This window comes from Achromobacter colocynthidis (assembly GCF_057334535.1).
On sequence record NZ_JBHFIZ010000038.1, the window covers coordinates 216,415 to 230,945 of the forward strand.

At 64.6% G+C, this 14,531-nt stretch carries 13 protein-coding genes; 8 read left to right on the forward strand and 5 right to left on the reverse strand.

Going from position 1 to position 14,531, the window contains the following annotated elements:
- Window positions 1-55: 55 nt before the first annotated feature.
- From argB to ACE04A_RS25135, 5 genes are all read left to right on the forward strand, one after another.
- Complete coding sequence (gene argB, locus ACE04A_RS25115; protein WP_485820644.1) at window positions 56-958, forward strand: acetylglutamate kinase; 903 nt, start codon at window positions 56-58, stop codon at window positions 956-958.
- On the forward strand, window positions 958-1,704 hold the full coding sequence (locus ACE04A_RS25120; protein ID WP_259250985.1) for a pyrimidine 5'-nucleotidase: 747 nt from the start codon (window positions 958-960) through the stop codon (window positions 1,702-1,704). The genes argB and ACE04A_RS25120 overlap by 1 nt, the downstream gene beginning before the upstream one ends.
- A 57-nt stretch (window positions 1,705-1,761) precedes the next feature.
- On the forward strand, window positions 1,762-2,337 hold the full coding sequence (slmA, locus tag ACE04A_RS25125) for a nucleoid occlusion factor SlmA (RefSeq protein ID WP_485820645.1): 576 nt from the start codon (window positions 1,762-1,764) through the stop codon (window positions 2,335-2,337).
- A 304-nt stretch (window positions 2,338-2,641) separates the two neighbouring features.
- The gene (locus ACE04A_RS25130) at window positions 2,642-4,135 is read left to right on the forward strand and encodes a DASS family sodium-coupled anion symporter (RefSeq protein ID WP_279994309.1); all 1,494 of its coding nucleotides are present in this window, start codon (window positions 2,642-2,644) and stop codon (window positions 4,133-4,135) included.
- A 12-nt stretch (window positions 4,136-4,147) separates the two neighbouring features.
- A complete protein-coding gene (locus ACE04A_RS25135) occupies window positions 4,148-5,197 on the forward strand; it encodes an Ldh family oxidoreductase (protein ID WP_259250988.1) in 1,050 nt (349 codons plus the stop codon).
- 17 nt (window positions 5,198-5,214) lie between these two features.
- Here ACE04A_RS25135 and rodA read toward each other — a convergent pair whose 3' ends face one another.
- From rodA to ACE04A_RS25160, 5 genes are all read right to left on the reverse strand, one after another.
- On the reverse strand, window positions 5,215-6,351 hold the full coding sequence (gene rodA / locus ACE04A_RS25140; RefSeq protein WP_259250990.1) for a rod shape-determining protein RodA: 1,137 nt from the start codon (window positions 6,349-6,351) through the stop codon (window positions 5,215-5,217).
- A complete protein-coding gene (gene mrdA, locus ACE04A_RS25145) occupies window positions 6,348-8,276 on the reverse strand; it encodes a penicillin-binding protein 2 (RefSeq protein WP_485820646.1) in 1,929 nt (642 codons plus the stop codon). The genes rodA and mrdA overlap by 4 nt, the downstream gene beginning before the upstream one ends.
- A 15-nt stretch (window positions 8,277-8,291) precedes the next feature.
- Complete coding sequence (gene mreD, locus ACE04A_RS25150) at window positions 8,292-8,852, reverse strand: rod shape-determining protein MreD (RefSeq protein WP_100853922.1); 561 nt, start codon at window positions 8,850-8,852, stop codon at window positions 8,292-8,294.
- Window positions 8,839-9,723: a rod shape-determining protein MreC gene (gene mreC, locus ACE04A_RS25155; protein ID WP_100853921.1), complete on the reverse strand. Its 885-nt coding sequence runs from the start codon at window positions 9,721-9,723 to the stop codon at window positions 8,839-8,841. Before mreC ends, mreD begins: the two co-directional genes overlap by 14 nt.
- Window positions 9,724-9,807: 84 nt before the next feature.
- Entirely contained in the window at window positions 9,808-10,851 is a 1,044-nt protein-coding gene (locus ACE04A_RS25160; protein ID WP_006216320.1) for a rod shape-determining protein, read from the reverse strand.
- Window positions 10,852-11,078: 227 nt separating this feature from the next.
- Between ACE04A_RS25160 and gatC the strand changes: the two genes are divergently transcribed.
- The 3 genes from gatC to gatB all read left to right on the forward strand — a co-directional run bounded on the left by gatC (window position 11,079) and on the right by gatB (window position 14,488).
- The gene (gene gatC, locus ACE04A_RS25165) at window positions 11,079-11,387 is read left to right on the forward strand and encodes an Asp-tRNA(Asn)/Glu-tRNA(Gln) amidotransferase subunit GatC (RefSeq protein WP_259250993.1); all 309 of its coding nucleotides are present in this window, start codon (window positions 11,079-11,081) and stop codon (window positions 11,385-11,387) included.
- A 3-nt stretch (window positions 11,388-11,390) separates the two neighbouring features.
- Window positions 11,391-12,917 carry an Asp-tRNA(Asn)/Glu-tRNA(Gln) amidotransferase subunit GatA gene (gene gatA, locus ACE04A_RS25170; protein WP_485820647.1) on the forward strand — a complete coding sequence of 509 codons (1,527 nt, stop codon included), beginning with the start codon at window positions 11,391-11,393 and terminating at the stop codon, window positions 12,915-12,917.
- A gap of 113 nt (window positions 12,918-13,030) precedes the next feature.
- The gene (gatB, locus tag ACE04A_RS25175) at window positions 13,031-14,488 is read left to right on the forward strand and encodes an Asp-tRNA(Asn)/Glu-tRNA(Gln) amidotransferase subunit GatB (RefSeq protein ID WP_259250995.1); all 1,458 of its coding nucleotides are present in this window, start codon (window positions 13,031-13,033) and stop codon (window positions 14,486-14,488) included.
- The last annotated feature ends 43 nt before the right edge of the window (window positions 14,489-14,531 follow it).

Here is a 14,531-nt window from a genome sequence, read left to right on the forward strand (position 1 = left end):
ATGTTGTGCAGGCATTTTTTCTAACCACTCATATCTATTTGCCGACTTAGCTGCCATGACCGACACCCCCGCCCCTGCTGCCGGTTCGTCCCCCGCTGTCAAAGCCGCTGTGCTGTCTGAAGCACTGCCGTATATCCGACGATTCCACGGCAAGACCATCGTGGTCAAGTACGGCGGCAACGCCATGACGGAAGAGCGCTTGCAGCGCAGCTTCGCGCACGACGTCGTGCTGCTCAAGCTGGTGGGTCTGAACCCGGTGGTGGTGCACGGCGGCGGTCCGCAGATCGACGACGCGCTGCGCCGCATCGGCAAGCAAGGCACCTTCATCCAGGGCATGCGCGTGACCGATGCCGAAACCATGGAAGTGGTTGAATGGGTGCTGGGCGGCCAGGTCCAGCAAGACATCGTCATGATGATCAACGAGGTCGGCGGCAAGGCCGTGGGCCTGACCGGCAAGGACGGCGGCTTGATCCAGGCCCAGAAAAAACTGATGGCCAACAAGGACAACCCCGCCGAACCGATCGACATCGGCTTCGTGGGCGACATCACGCTGGTTGAGCCTGCCGTGGTCAAGGCCCTGCAAGACGACCAGTTCATTCCCGTGATCTCGCCCATCGGCTATGGCGAAGACGGCACCGCCTACAACATCAACGCCGACGTCGTCGCCGGCAAGATGGCCGAGGTGCTGGGCGCCGAAAAGCTCTTGATGCTGACCAACACCCCGGGCGTGCTGGACAAGGCGGGCAAGCTGTTGCGCAGCCTGTCGGCCCAGACCATCGACGAGCTCTTCGCCGACGGCACCATCTCGGGCGGCATGCTGCCCAAGATCTCGTCGGCGCTGGACGCCGCCAAGAACGGCGTGAATTCCGTGCACATCGTCGACGGCCGCGTGCCGCACTGCCTGCTGCTGGAAATCCTGACCGACCAAGGCGTGGGCACGATGATCAGCTCGCATTGATGCGAGCACAGCGCCTCTTGTTACGGCCGGCGGTGCGCCTGCGCCGCTCGCGCCGCGTGGCCACGGGCGTTTCCGAACGCCTGTGGCTGTTCGATCTGGACAACACGCTGCACGATACCTCGCATGCCATCTTTCCGAAGATAGACCTGGGCATGACCATGGCGGTGGCCGAGGCGCTGAATGTAGATATCGACACCGCCAACGATCTGCGCAGGCAATACTGGCACCGCTACGGCGCCACGATGATCGGCATGGTGCGTCACCACGGCGTCAACCCGCACGACTTCCTGCACCGCAGCCACGACTTCGACGTCAACCCGCTGGTGCGCAGCGAAAAGGCGCTGGCCTACAAGCTGCGCCGCCTGCCCGGCCGCAAGGTGCTGCTGACCAACGCGCCGCTGCGCTATGCGCGTTCCGTGCTGGAACGCCTGGGCATCCTGAACCAGTTTGACAGCCTGTGGGCCATCGAGCACATGCAACTGCACGGTGAATTCCGGCCCAAGCCGTCGCCCGCGCTGCTGCGCTACGTGCTGGCCCGCGAAGGCGTGCCCGCCCACCGTGCCGTGCTGGTCGAAGACACGCTGGCCAACCTGCGCGGCGCGCGCCGCGTGGGCGTGCGCACGGTGCACGTGTATCACCCCGGCACGCCCTTTTCGCGCGGCCAATCACATCGTCCGCCCTATGTCGACTTGCGGGTAAACTCCGTCAGTGATTTGTTGTTACGTCGGCGTCCCCTGCGGGGATAGCGGCGCGCTCCTCCCCCTCCCTTCACCGTCCAAGCCTGCGCGAGAGCAGTCCCTTCCATGGCGAGCAAACCCGGCGAGCGCAAGACCCAGATTCTGCAGACCCTGGCCGAGATGCTGGAGCAACCGCACGCATCCCGCATCACCACGGCCGCGCTGGCCGCGCGCCTGCAAGTGTCGGAAGCCGCGCTGTACCGGCATTTCGCCAGCAAGGCGCAGATGTTCGAAGGGCTGATCGAGTTCATCGAAACCAGCATCTTCACGCTGGTCAATCAGATTGCCACCATGGAACCCTACGGCGTGCCGCAAGCGCACAAGACCGTGGCCATGCTGCTGACGTTTTCCGAGCGCAACAAGGGCATGACGCGGGTGCTGACCGGCGACGCGCTAGTCACGGAAGACAACCGGCTGCAAGAGCGCATCAACCATATCAACGACCGGATCGAAACGTCGTTGAAGCAGTCGCTGCGCATCGCCATCACGGATGGCGGCCTGCCGGCGGACGCCAATGTGGCCGCGCACGCCAGCCTGCTGACGCATCTGGTGTTGGGCCGCTGGCTGCGCTATGCGCAAAGCGGCGGGCGCGTGGCGCCGACGCTGCACCTGGATGAGCAGCTGCGCCTGGCGCTGGGTTGAGCGACGCCGCTCATTAGCGGCATAACACGAACGAATTCAAGTAAAAATCAGGAGCCAACGCCGCAGGGCGCTGGCACAATTCGTGTGCATTCATGCAACAGTCCTTGCTTGCGACCCACAAGGGCGGTCGAGCATAATGCCCCGGATGGGTTTGCTCAAGCCCAGATTTCCATCAGCTTGATCCACATCAATGCGGGTTTTCCTCAATGCCGTCACGATCGTCCTGTAGCGTCGACACATCGAATTGAATAAACCCGTGCTCGCGGGAAGTGTGTCGGCGGTTTGACCTCAACCGGAGATGGATATGACCGCGCCAGCCGCTGTCCCTGCCTCGCAAGCCCCCAAGAAAGTAAAAATACCCATCGGACTCATCGCCGGCGTTCTGGTGATGATCGGCGTGCTGATGATGCCCCTGCCCGCCGACCTGCCGGTTGCGGGCCACCGCATGCTGGCTATCCTGGCGTTCGCCGTGGTGGTCTGGATTACCGAAGCCGTGTCTTACGAAGCCAGCGCGATCATGATCACGACGCTGATGGCTTTCCTGCTGGGCACGGCTCCGACAATCAAAGACCCCAACGTGCTGTACGGGACGTCGGCCGCCATCAGCATGGCACTGACGGGCTTTGCCAACTCGGCGCTGGCGCTGGTCACCGGCGCCTTGTTCATTGCCGCCGCCATGACCTTCACCGGGCTGGACCGGCGCATTGCGCTGGTCACGCTGTCGCGGGTGGGCACCAGCACGCGCCGCATCCTGATCGGATGTATCGCCGTGACGATCGTGCTGAGCCTGGTCGTGCCCAGCGCCACCGCGCGCAGCGCGGCCGTTGTGCCGATCATGATGGGTGTCATCGCCGCCTTCGGCGTGGACAAGCGCTCGAACATCGCGGCCGGCATCATGATCATCGTGGCGCAAGCCACCAGCATCTGGAACGTGGGTATCCAGACCGCCGCCGCGCAAAACCTGCTGACCGTCGGCTTCATGGAAAAGATGCTGGGCGAGCGCGTGGCGTGGTCGGACTGGCTGATCGCCGGCGCCCCGTGGTCGCTGATCATGTCGGCAGTGCTGATCGTCGTGGTGCTGAAGCTGCTGCCGCCGGAAAGCGACAGCATCGCCGGGGGCAAGGAAGCGGTCGAAAAGTCGCTGATTGAACTGGGCCCGATGACGGGCGCGCAAAAGCGCCTGATGGGTGTGTCGCTGATGCTGCTGCTGTTCTGGGCAACCGAAGGCAAGCTGCACAAGTTCGACACGACGTCGACCACCTACTTCGGCCTGGTCTTGCTGCTGTTGCCGCGCTTTGGCGTGATGACGTGGAAAGACGTGCAGTCGCGCATTCCATGGGGCACCGTGATCGTGTTCGGCGTGGGCATCAGCCTGGGCACCGCCCTGCTGACCACACAAGCCGGCCAATGGCTGGGCAACCAGGTGGTTGCGCACACCGGGCTGGACCATCTTGGGCCGCTCGCTATCTTCGCCGTGCTTGCCGCGTTCCTGATCGTCATCCACCTGGGTTTTGCCAGCGCCACCGCGCTGACCTCGGCCATGCTGCCCATCCTGATCTCGGTGCTGGCCACGCTGCCCGGCGATTTCAGCCGCCTGGGCATGACGATGCTGCTGGGCTTTGTCGTCAGCTACGGCTTCATCCTGCCGATCAACGCGCCGCAGAACATGGTGTGCCTGGGTACGGAAACCTTCAACGCCAAGCAGTTCGCGAAAGTCGGCATCATCGTCACCATCGTCGGCTACCTGCTGATGCTGCTGATGGGCATGACCTACTGGCGCTGGCTCGGCTGGCTGTAAGGAGTACGCATCATGAAACTCTCTTTAGCCCAAGCCAATGAATACGGCCGCCGCGTGCTGATGGCGCAAGGCGTGCCGGAAGACATCGCGCGCGACGTGGCCGAACACCTGGTGGAGTCCGACCGGGTCGGCTACACCAGCCACGGCCTGTCGATCCTGACGAACTATCGCCGCGTGCTGTCCCAGGGGCTGGCGCAGGCGGACGGCCGCCCAGAGCTGGTCAATGACCGCGGCGCCATGCTGGCCTACGACGGCCACCACGGCCTGGGCCAATATGTGGGCAAGGTCGTTATCGAAAAGGCCATCGAGCGCACGCAGGAACACGGGCAGTGCATCGTGACCCTGCGCCACAGCCATCACCTGGGCCGCATGGGCCACTTTGGTGAAATGGTGGCGGCCAAGGGTCTGATCCTGCTGGCGTTCACCAACGTGATCAATCGCGCGCCCACCGTGGCGCCGTTTGGTGGCGCGCAGGCCTGCCTGACCACCAATCCGCTGTGCTTTGCGGGCCCGCTGCCCGGCGGACGCCCGCCCTTCATCGTGGACATGGCGACAAGCTCCATCGCCGTGAACAAGGCGCGGGTGCTGGCGGCCAAGGGCGAACAGGCGCCGCCCGGCTCGCTGATCGACGCGGACGGCAACCCCACGACGGACCCCAACGCGCTGTTCGCCGATCCGCCGGGCGCCCTGCTGCCCTTTGGCGGCCACAAGGGCTACGCGCTGGGCCTGGTGGCCGAACTGCTGGCGGGAGTGTTGTCGGGCGGGGGCACGATTCAGCCCGAACACCCGCGCAACGGCGTAGCCACGAACAATATGTTCGCGCTGCTGCTGGATCCGCAGGTGGACTTCAATACGGACTGGCGGTCGATGGAAGTGGGTGCGTTCATCGATTATTTGCACGCCTGCAAGCCGCAACCGGGTGTGGAGGCCGTGCAGTATCCGGGGGAATATGAAGCCCGGAATCGCGCGGTGAATGCGGATTCGGTCGAGTTCGACAGCCGGATCTGGGACGGGTTGACGAAGCTGGCGACGGATTTGGGGGTGCCGGAGGCGTTGCCTTGAGGGAGGGGCGCGCGGTGTCAGGTTTTGGTGGATCTGTGTCGGCTGATGCTCATCATGATGCCGAACGCGATGCCCATTGTGAATAGCGCGGTCCCGCCGTAACTCATGAAGGGCAAGGGTACGCCTACAACCGGCAGGATGCCCGTCACCATCCCGACGTTTACGAACACGTAGATGAACAGCATCATCGTCAGCGCGCCGGCCAGCAGCCGGCCGAACTGCGATGATGCGCGGGACGCAATCGTCAGGCCGCGCGCCATCATCAGGCCGTACAGCACCAGGATCGCAATGCCGCCATACAGGCCGAATTCCTCGGCGTAGACGGCGAAGATGAAGTCGGTGGTGCGTTCGGGAATAAAGTCCAGATGGGTCTGCGTGCCCTTCATGTAGCCCTTGCCGTACACGCCCCCCGAGCCCACCGCGATCATCGATTGAATGGTGTGGAACCCCTTGCCCAAGGGGTCGGAGCTGGGATTCAGCAGCGTGCAGACGCGATGTTTCTGGTAGTCGTGCAGCACGACCCAGTTCACGTCCGGTTCGCAAAGCTGGTCTTCGTAGTACACCAGCGTGCCGATGCCGATGATGCCGGCCAGCATGACCGGCACCAGCAGCTTGAAGGACAGGCCCGCGAAATAGATCACGAAAAAGCCGGCGCCGAACACCAACAGCGCCGTGCCCAGGTCAGGCTGCAACACGATCAGCCCAAAAGGCGCGGCCAGCATCGCGGCGGCGGCCAGGAAGTCGCGGATGCGCACGGCGCCTTCGTGGCGCTGGAAATACCAAGCCAGCATCATCGGCACGGCAATCTTCATCATCTCGGACGGTTGGATCCGGGTGACGCCCAAATCCAGCCACCGCGTCGCGCCCTTGCTGGTTTCGCCAAAGAACTCCACGCCCAGCAGCAACACCACACCCACCACGTAAAACGGCAAGGCCAGCTTCATCAGCCACTTGGGTGGAATCAGCGCCATGGTCCACATCGCGAAGAACGCGATGATGAAGTTGCGCGATTGCTCGGCGAAACGCCAGTCGGTGCCACCTACCGCCGAATGCATGACGGTCAGGCCCAGCGCCGCGAACATCATCAGGATGGCCAGCAGCGGCCAGTCGAACGCCGTGAAAATGCGTAGCAGGATGAGGCCAAGGCGTTTCATTGTTGGCGCACCACTTCGTCGGTAATGGTTTCGACGGATGCCAGGGGGGCGCCGCGATCGGGCCGCACGATGTGGTCCTGGCGGTCTTTGGCGAGCCAATAGTCGAAGACCTTGCGCGCGACCGGCGCGGCCACGCTGGCGCCCCAGCCGGCGTTCTCGACAATCAGGGACACGGCAATGCGGGGATGCTCCAGCGGCGCGAAGCCCATGAACAGCGCGTGGTCGCGCAGGCGTTCGTCGATGGCGCTGGCGCGGTAATGGCCGCCGCGCAGGCTGAACACCTGGGCGGTGCCGGTTTTGCCGGCCGCCTGGTAAGGCGTGTTGGCGAACGCGCGGCGTGCCGTGCCGGAGCGCACCACGTCAGCCATGGCGTTCTTGATCACATCCACGTTGGCCTGCTTGAGCGGGATGCGGTAGTCGGGCACGGACACGGTGGGCTTGGCGACGCCCGTGCGCGAGTCGCGCACCGCGTGCACCAGGTGCGGGCGGCGGAACAGGCCATTGTTGGCCAAGGTCGACGTGCCCTGCGCCAGTTGCAGCAGGGTAAAGGAGTTGTAGCCCTGGCCCACGGCCACCGAAATGGTTTCGCCCGCGTACCAGCGCTGGCGGTCCTTGTCTTTGTAGGCGGCGCGCTTCCAGTCGGTGGACGGCAACACGCCGCGCTTTTCGCCTTCCAGGTCGATGCCGGTGATCTGGCCAAAGCCGAACTGCTTGGTGAAATCATGCAAGGCGTTGACGCCGATCTCGGGGCCAAGCGAATAAAAGTACGTGTCGGACGACACGACGATGGCCTTGTGCATGTCCGTCATGCCGTAGGCCGCGCCGCCCGCGTTGCGAAACTTCTGTCCGCCGAATTCGTAGTAGCCGGGGTCCGAGATACGGTCCGTTGCGCGGCGCTTGCCGAGTTCCAGGGCGGCCAGGCCCACGAACGGCTTGTAGGTGGAGCCGATGGGGTAGGTGCCGTAAAGCGGGCGGTTGATCAGCGGATGGTCCGGCGATTCGTTAAGCATGCGCCAGTTATCGACATCAATGCCGTCCACGAACAGGTTGGGGTCGAATGAGGGCTGCGACACAAAGGCCAGCACCTCGCCCGTGTCCGGGTCAATGGCGACCAACGCGCCGCGCTGCGTCCCGAAGGCTTCTTCGGCCACCTTCTGCAGGCCCAGGTCGATGGACAGCATGATGTCCGACCCCGGCACCGGATCAATCCGCCGCAGCGTGCGCATGGGACGGCCGCCGGCGGTGACTTCGACCTCTTCCAGGCCGGTGCGGCCATGCAGTTGCTCTTCCCAGGTCTTTTCGATGCCTTTCTTGCCGATGACGTCGGTGCCGCGGTAGTTGCCCAACTGGCCGGTACGCTCCAGCTCTTCGTTGTCGCCTTCGGCGATGCGGCCGATATAGCCGACCACGTGCGCGGCCGACACGCCTTGCGGGTATTCGCGCACCCAGCGCGCCCGCAATTCCACACCCGGGAACTGGAAAGCGTGCGCGGCGAACCACGCCGCCTCGGTGTCATTCAGGTTGTTGCGCAAGAGCAGGCTGGCGTAGCGGCTGGATTCCGCCGCGCGACGCTTGAAGCGCCGTTGATCCGCCGGGCTGATGTAGACGACTTCGGTCAGGCGCTCGAACAGCTCGTTCATGTTGCCGGCATGGGCCGGCACCACTTCCAACGTATAGGTGCGGTAGTTGCGCGCCAGGACTTCGCCGTTACGGTCCAGGATCTCGCCGCGCCGCGGCGGAATCGGCACCACTGCGATGCGGTTGCGGTCCGCGCGTTCGGACAGGCCTTCGTAACGGTCAACCTGCAAATACCAGAACCGGCCGATCAGCACGCCGAAGCACACCAGGGCGAACACGCCGCCCACCCAGGCACGCAGGCGGAAGCGCTGCTTTTGCTGCTGGCCGGTTTTCTTGAATTCAAACATCAGGCATCGCCGCCATCAGGCGGAGGAGGATTCAGCGTCGTCGGCGCCACGCTGCGGCAGGTGCAGGACCCAGCCCGCCAACGGCCACAAGGCGGCCGTGATGGCCACGCTGATGCACCAGTCCCAGCCCGGCCACTTTCCCGCCAGCCAGGCGTGGATGATCTGCGTCAGGAAACGGGCGACGAAGAACACAGGCAGCATGTGCATCGCCTGGCTCCAGAGATCGAACCGTTGCAGCCGACGATGCAGCACCACGGCGCCGTAGGCGACCAGGGTGTAGGACAAGGCATGTTCGCCCAGCAGGCCGGCGTCGTGCACGTCCATCAGCAAGCCGAAGAAGAACGCCGTGAAGAGACCCACGCGGCGCGGTTCGTGCACGCACCAGAAGGCGATGATCAGCAGCAGCACGTCGGGCGCGCCCTGCCACAGCCGCCAAGGCAGCAACGACACCAGCCACACCAGCAGCACTGTCCCCCAGACAAACACGCCGTGTGCCGGCCCGGAAAGGCGGTCGGGGTGTACGTTGCTGGGCGTACCCAGGCGGCGCCTGGGTTGCGATTGGTTAGTCCGATCCACCGGAATCGACCTCCTGACGGTTGGACTCGGCGCGGGCCACATCCACCTGCAAGACCAGGAAGTGGCGATAGCGTTCGGGGTGGGCCAGTGGTTCACATACGGCGCGGGCGAAACCGGAAGCGGTGTCGCGTTCAACCGAAGTCACTTTGGCCACGGGCAGGCCAGCGGGAAACAGGCCGCCGACGCCACTGGTGACGATAGTATCGCCTTCCTTGATGTCGGCATTGGCGGCAAGGTAACGAACTTCCATCTTGCCAGGGGAGTTACCGCCGAACGCAATCAGGCGCAGGCCGTTGCGCAGCAATTGCACGGGAATGGACACTTGCTCGTCGGTAACCAGGGCGGCTTCGGCCGTCATCGGCGTCACGCGCACGATCTGGCCGACCACGCCGCCTTCGTCGATAACCGGCATGCCCGGCGCCAAGCCCGCCTTGCTGCCTTTGTTGAACACCAGCCGTTGCGTGAAGGCGTTGGTGGGTTCGTACATGACTTCGACCACCACGGCCGATTGCGCCACGGTATCGGTCACACCCAGCAGGCGGCGCAATTGCGCGTTTTCGGCTGCTAGTTGCGCGGCGTGCGACGCCACTTGCGCCAGCTCGATGCGCTGGCGCTGCAAGGCTTCGTTTTCACTGCGGATGAGGTTGGCCGCGTTGACCCACTCGTTGACCTGCTGGACCAGATCGCGCGGCGCCATGACGGCGCGCTGGAACGGGTACAGCGCCACGGCAATCGTACGGCGCGCCGGTTCCAGCATGCGCCATTGCGAATCCATGATGATCAAAACCAAAGCAAGGACGACCAGAACGACCAGCCGCACCTCCGCAGGTGGGCCGCGCCTGAATAGGGGGGGGGTCCCTTGTCGTTGCATGAATCTCAGCCCGGACGCCCGCGTCCGTAGCCCCCGCAGCGGCCGGAGCCGGAAAAAAGCGGGGCTCCGGGCTGGCGGGCGGTATTAGTCGTTGATGAAGATGGCGCCCAGTTTCTCAAGGTGTTCCAGCGCCTCGCCGCAACCACGCACGACGCAGGTCAGGGGATCGTCGGCCACCACGACGGGCAGGCCGGTTTCTTCCTGCAGCAGGCGATCAAGATCGCGCAGCAGCGCGCCGCCACCGGTCAGGGCAATGCCCTTGTCGGTAATGTCGGCGCCGAGTTCCGGCGGGGTTTGTTCAAGTGCGATCTTCACGGCGGAAACGATCTGGTTCAGCGGATCGGTCAGCGATTCCAGGATCTCGTTGGACGAGACCGTGAAGCTGCGCGGCACGCCTTCGGCCAGATTGCGGCCCTTGACTTCGATCTCGCGGACTTCGGAACCCGGGAATGCGGAACCGATTTCCTTCTTGATCAATTCAGCCGTGGGTTCACCGATCAGCATGCCGTAGTTGCGACGGATGTAGTTGACGATGGCCTCGTCGAACTTGTCGCCGCCGACGCGCACGGAACCCTTGTAGACCATGCCGCCCAACGAGATGACCGCCACTTCCGTGGTGCCACCGCCGATGTCGACGACCATGGAGCCGCTGGCGTCGGACACGGCCAGGCCGGCGCCGATGGCCGCGGCCATGGGTTCTTCGATCAGGAAGACGTGGGACGCGCCCGCGCCCAAGGCCGATTCGCGGATGGCGCGGCGTTCAACCTGGGTGGAACCGCAAGGCACGCAGACGATGATCCGCGGGCTGGGCGCCAGCATGTTGCGGGGGTGCACCATGCGAATAAACTGCTTGAGCATCTGTTCGGTGACCGTGAAGTCGGCGATAACGCCGTCCTTCATGGGCCGGATGGCCTCGATGTTGCCGGGAACTCGGCCCAGCATCTGCTTGGCTTCGTGGCCGACGGCCTGGATGATCTTTTTGCCGTGAGGCCCGCCTTCATGACGGATTGCGACCACGGAGGGCTCATCGAGCACGATGCCCTTGCCGCGGACGTAAATCAGCGTATTGGCGGTACCGAGGTCGATCGCCATATCGCTGGAAAAATAACTGCGCAGGAATCCGAACATGGGAGCTCAGCTAAATTCTGGGGGGAATTGGGTTCATGCCGGGGGGCGTATGGCCCGAAAAAGGTCGGGTCCGCCTGTCATCACGGCGATTAAACCGTGAATCATAACTTATAATTTCACCGGAAATAGCGCATAAATGCAGGCTATTCAAGCTTTGTAACGGGTTTGGCGCATGCATACTGCCCAGTCCCGCCCTTCGGCCTTCGCTTATCGATTTTGCAATCCCTATGGCGCTTAATGACACAGATGTGGCCCGCATTGCCCGGCTGGCCAGGATCGAATTGACCCCCGACCAGCGCACACTTGCGCAGGCGGAGCTTAACGGCATTCTCCACTTGATAGAACGGCTTCAGTCCGTCGACACCCAAGGCGTCGAACCGCTGGCCCACCCCCTGTCCGCCCATGAGGACATTGTGCTGCGCTTGCGTGAAGACGCCGTGACCGAGGCCAGCTCGGAAGCGCGCCGCGAAGCGCTGCTGGCCAATGCCCCCGACGCCCAGGAAGGCTTGTTCCTGGTTCCTAAAGTCCTCGACTAAGCCATGACAAAACCTGCCTTGCATACCCAATTCGAGGGGATCGCCGCCTTGCGCGCGGCCCTCGCCCAACGCCAGGTCAGCGCCGTCGAACTGGCGCAAAGCGCCTTGGCGGCCGCCGATGCGGCCAGCGGCCTGAATTGCTTTTTACATATTGACGCTGAATTGACGCTGGCCCAGGCCCGCGCCGCCGACGCCGCCCTGGCCGACGGTTCGGCCGGGCCGCTGGCCGGCGTGCCCATCGCCCACAAAGACGCTTTCGTGACCCGCGGCTGGCGCACCACCGCCGGCAGCAAGATGCTGGACGGCTACGTCAGCCCGTTCGACGCCACCGTGGTCGAGCGCCTGGGCGCCGCCGGCGCCGTGTCCATCGGCAAGCTCAACTGCGATGAATTCGCCATGGGCTCCGGCAACGAGAATTCCGCCTACGGCGTCGTGAAGAACCCCTGGGACCACGCCGCCGTTCCGGGCGGGTCGTCGGGTGGCTCGGCCGCCGCCGTAGCCGCGCGCCTGGTGGCCGCCGCCACCGGCACCGACACCGGCGGCTCGGTCCGTCAGCCCGCCGCGCTGTGCGGCGTCAGCGGCATCAAGCCCACCTACGGCACCGTGTCGCGCTATGGCATGGTGGCTTTCGGATCCAGCCTGGACCAGGCCGGCCCGTTGGCGCAAAGCAGCCGCGACCTGCTTGAACTGCTGGACGTCATCAGCGGCTTTGATCCGCGCGACGCCACCAGCCTGGAAAAGTGCGATGCCGCCGTGAACGAGCCCGGCCGCGTCCGCCGCGACTTCGACGCCGCGCAAGGAAAGTTTGATGCCGCCGGCAGCCAGCCCCTGAAGGGCCTGCGCATCGGCGTGCCCGAAGAATATTTCGGCGCGGGTCTCGCGGCCGATGTGGCCGCCGCCGTGGAAGCCGCGCTGGCCCAGTTCGAAGCGCTGGGCGCCGTTCGCGTGCCGGTCTCCCTGCCCCGCACGGAACTGGCCATCCCGGCTTATTACGTCATTGCCCCGGCGGAAGCGTCCAGCAATCTGGCCCGCTACGACGGCGTGCGCTACGGCCACCGCACCGAGCAATACGGCGATTTGAACGAGATGATCAGCCGCTCGCGCGCCGAAGGCTTCGGCGACGAGGTCAAGCGCCGCATCCTGATCGGCACGTACGTGCTGTCCCACGGTTACTACGACGCCTATTATTTACAGGCACAACGCCTGCGCCGCCTGATCGCGCAGGATTTCCAGCGCGCCTACGCCGGCCAATGCGACGTCATCATGGGCCCGGTCACGCCGTCGGTCGCCAAGAACATCGGCGACAACCGCGACGACCCCACCGCCGACTGGCTGGCCGACGTCTACACGCTGGGCGTGAGCCTGGCCGGTTTGCCGGCAATGTCGATCCCCTGCGGCTTTGGCGGCGACAACGGCAAGCGCCCGGTCGGCCTGCAGATCATCGGCAACTACTTCGATGAAGGCAGGCTCCTGGCCATCGCCGACCGCTACCAACAAGTGACCGACTGGCACAAGCGGTCCCCGCTGTGATGATGCCCCCACGCCCCTTGCGCTCGCGGTCCCTGCTGGAGACTACCGGCGTTTCGGGCGGCCCGGCGCCGCTGGCCCCGCAGCCGCGGCACTACTGATTGGAACTACAGATAATGAACTGGGAAATCGTCATCGGCCTGGAAACGCACACCCAGCTTTCCACCGACTCCAAGATTTTTTCGGGCAGCAGCACGCAATTCGGCGCGGCGCCCAACACGCATGCCAATGAAGTGGACCTGGCCTTGCCGGGCAGCCTGCCCGTCATGAACCGGGGCGCGGCTGAACGCGCCATCCGCTTCGGCCTGGCCGTCGGCGCGACCATCGCGCCGCGCTCGGTCTTTGCGCGCAAGAACTACTTCTACCCCGACCTGCCCAAGGGCTACCAGATCAGCCAGTACGAACTGCCCGTCGTGGTGGGCGGAACGCTGTCGTTCTTTGTCGGCGAAGAAGAAAAAACCGTCAACCTGACGCGTGCCCACCTGGAAGAAGACGCCGGCAAATCGCTGCACGACGACTTCACGCTGGCCAACGGCTCGCCCGCCAGCGGCATCGACCTGAACCGCGCCGGCACCCCGCTGCTGGAAATCGTGACCGAGCCCGAAATGCGCTCGGCCGCCGAAGCCGTGGCCTATGCACGCGCGCTGCACAGCCTGGTCGTGTGGCTGGGCATTTGCGACGGCAACATGCAGGAAGGCTCGTTCCGCTGCGACGCCAACGTGTCCGTGCGCCCGGTCGGCCAAAAAGAATTCGGCACCCGCACCGAGATCAAGAACGTCAACTCGTTCCGCTTCCTGGAACGCGCCATCGTCTACGAAGCGCGCCGCCAGATCGAACTGATCGAAGACGGCGGCACGGTTGTGCAGGAAACGCGCCTGTACGACGCAGACCGCGACGAAACGCGCAGCATGCGCAGCAAGGAAGACGCGCACGACTACCGCTACTTCCCCGACCCCGACTTGCCCACGCTGGTGATCTCCAGCGCCTGGGTCGATGAAGTGCGCGCCGCCATGCCCGAACTGCCGGCCGCGCAACGCGCCCGCTTTGAATCGGAATACGGCCTGCCCGCCTACGATGCCGCCCAACTGACGGTCAGCCGCGATCTGGCCGCCTACTTCCAGGCGGTGGCCAACGCGCTGCCGGCGGGCCAGGCCAAGCTGGCCGCGAACTGGGTCATGGGCGAAGTCGCCGCCGCCTTGAACAAGGACGAAAAGAGCATCGCCGATTCGCCCGTGCAAGCACCCGCGCTCGCCGCCCTGATCAGCCGCATCATCGACGGCACGATCTCCAACAAGATCGCGCGCGAAGTCTTCGGCGCCATGTGGGCCGGTGAAAACGGCGGCGACGCCGACGCCATCATCGACGCACGCGGCCTGAAGCAGATCAGCGACACGGGCGCCATCGGCGCCATGATCGACGAGGTGCTGGCCGCCAACCCCGCCATCGTGGAAGAGTACCGGGCCGGCAAGCAAAAGGCGTTCAATTCGCTGGTAGGCCAGATCATGAAGGCCGCACGCGGCAAGGCCAACCCGCAACAAGTGAATGACCTGCTCAAGGAAAAGCTGGGCGGCTGATAGCCACGCCAGGGATCAGTCCGACCAAAGGCCGCGGCCCCAT

What these genes read in the sequence shown, in the direction of transcription:
- argB (WP_485820644.1), top strand. Translation starts at nt 56, where the DNA reads ATGACCGACACCCCCGCCCCTGCTGCCGGTTCGTCCCCCGCTGTCAAA.
- ACE04A_RS25120 (WP_259250985.1), top strand. Translation starts at nt 958, where the DNA reads ATGCGAGCACAGCGCCTCTTGTTACGGCCGGCGGTGCGCCTGCGCCGC.
- slmA (WP_485820645.1), top strand. Translation starts at nt 1,762, where the DNA reads ATGGCGAGCAAACCCGGCGAGCGCAAGACCCAGATTCTGCAGACCCTG.
- ACE04A_RS25130 (WP_279994309.1), top strand. Translation starts at nt 2,642, where the DNA reads ATGACCGCGCCAGCCGCTGTCCCTGCCTCGCAAGCCCCCAAGAAAGTA.
- ACE04A_RS25135 (WP_259250988.1), top strand. Translation starts at nt 4,148, where the DNA reads ATGAAACTCTCTTTAGCCCAAGCCAATGAATACGGCCGCCGCGTGCTG.
- rodA (WP_259250990.1), bottom strand. Translation starts at nt 6,351, where the DNA reads ATGAAACGCCTTGGCCTCATCCTGCTACGCATTTTCACGGCGTTCGAC.
- mrdA (WP_485820646.1), bottom strand. Translation starts at nt 8,276, where the DNA reads ATGTTTGAATTCAAGAAAACCGGCCAGCAGCAAAAGCAGCGCTTCCGC.
- mreC (WP_100853921.1), bottom strand. Translation starts at nt 9,723, where the DNA reads ATGCAACGACAAGGGACCCCCCCCCTATTCAGGCGCGGCCCACCTGCG.
- ACE04A_RS25160 (WP_006216320.1), bottom strand. Translation starts at nt 10,851, where the DNA reads ATGTTCGGATTCCTGCGCAGTTATTTTTCCAGCGATATGGCGATCGAC.
- gatC (WP_259250993.1), top strand. Translation starts at nt 11,079, where the DNA reads ATGGCGCTTAATGACACAGATGTGGCCCGCATTGCCCGGCTGGCCAGG.
- gatA (WP_485820647.1), top strand. Translation starts at nt 11,391, where the DNA reads ATGACAAAACCTGCCTTGCATACCCAATTCGAGGGGATCGCCGCCTTG.
- gatB (WP_259250995.1), top strand. Translation starts at nt 13,031, where the DNA reads ATGAACTGGGAAATCGTCATCGGCCTGGAAACGCACACCCAGCTTTCC.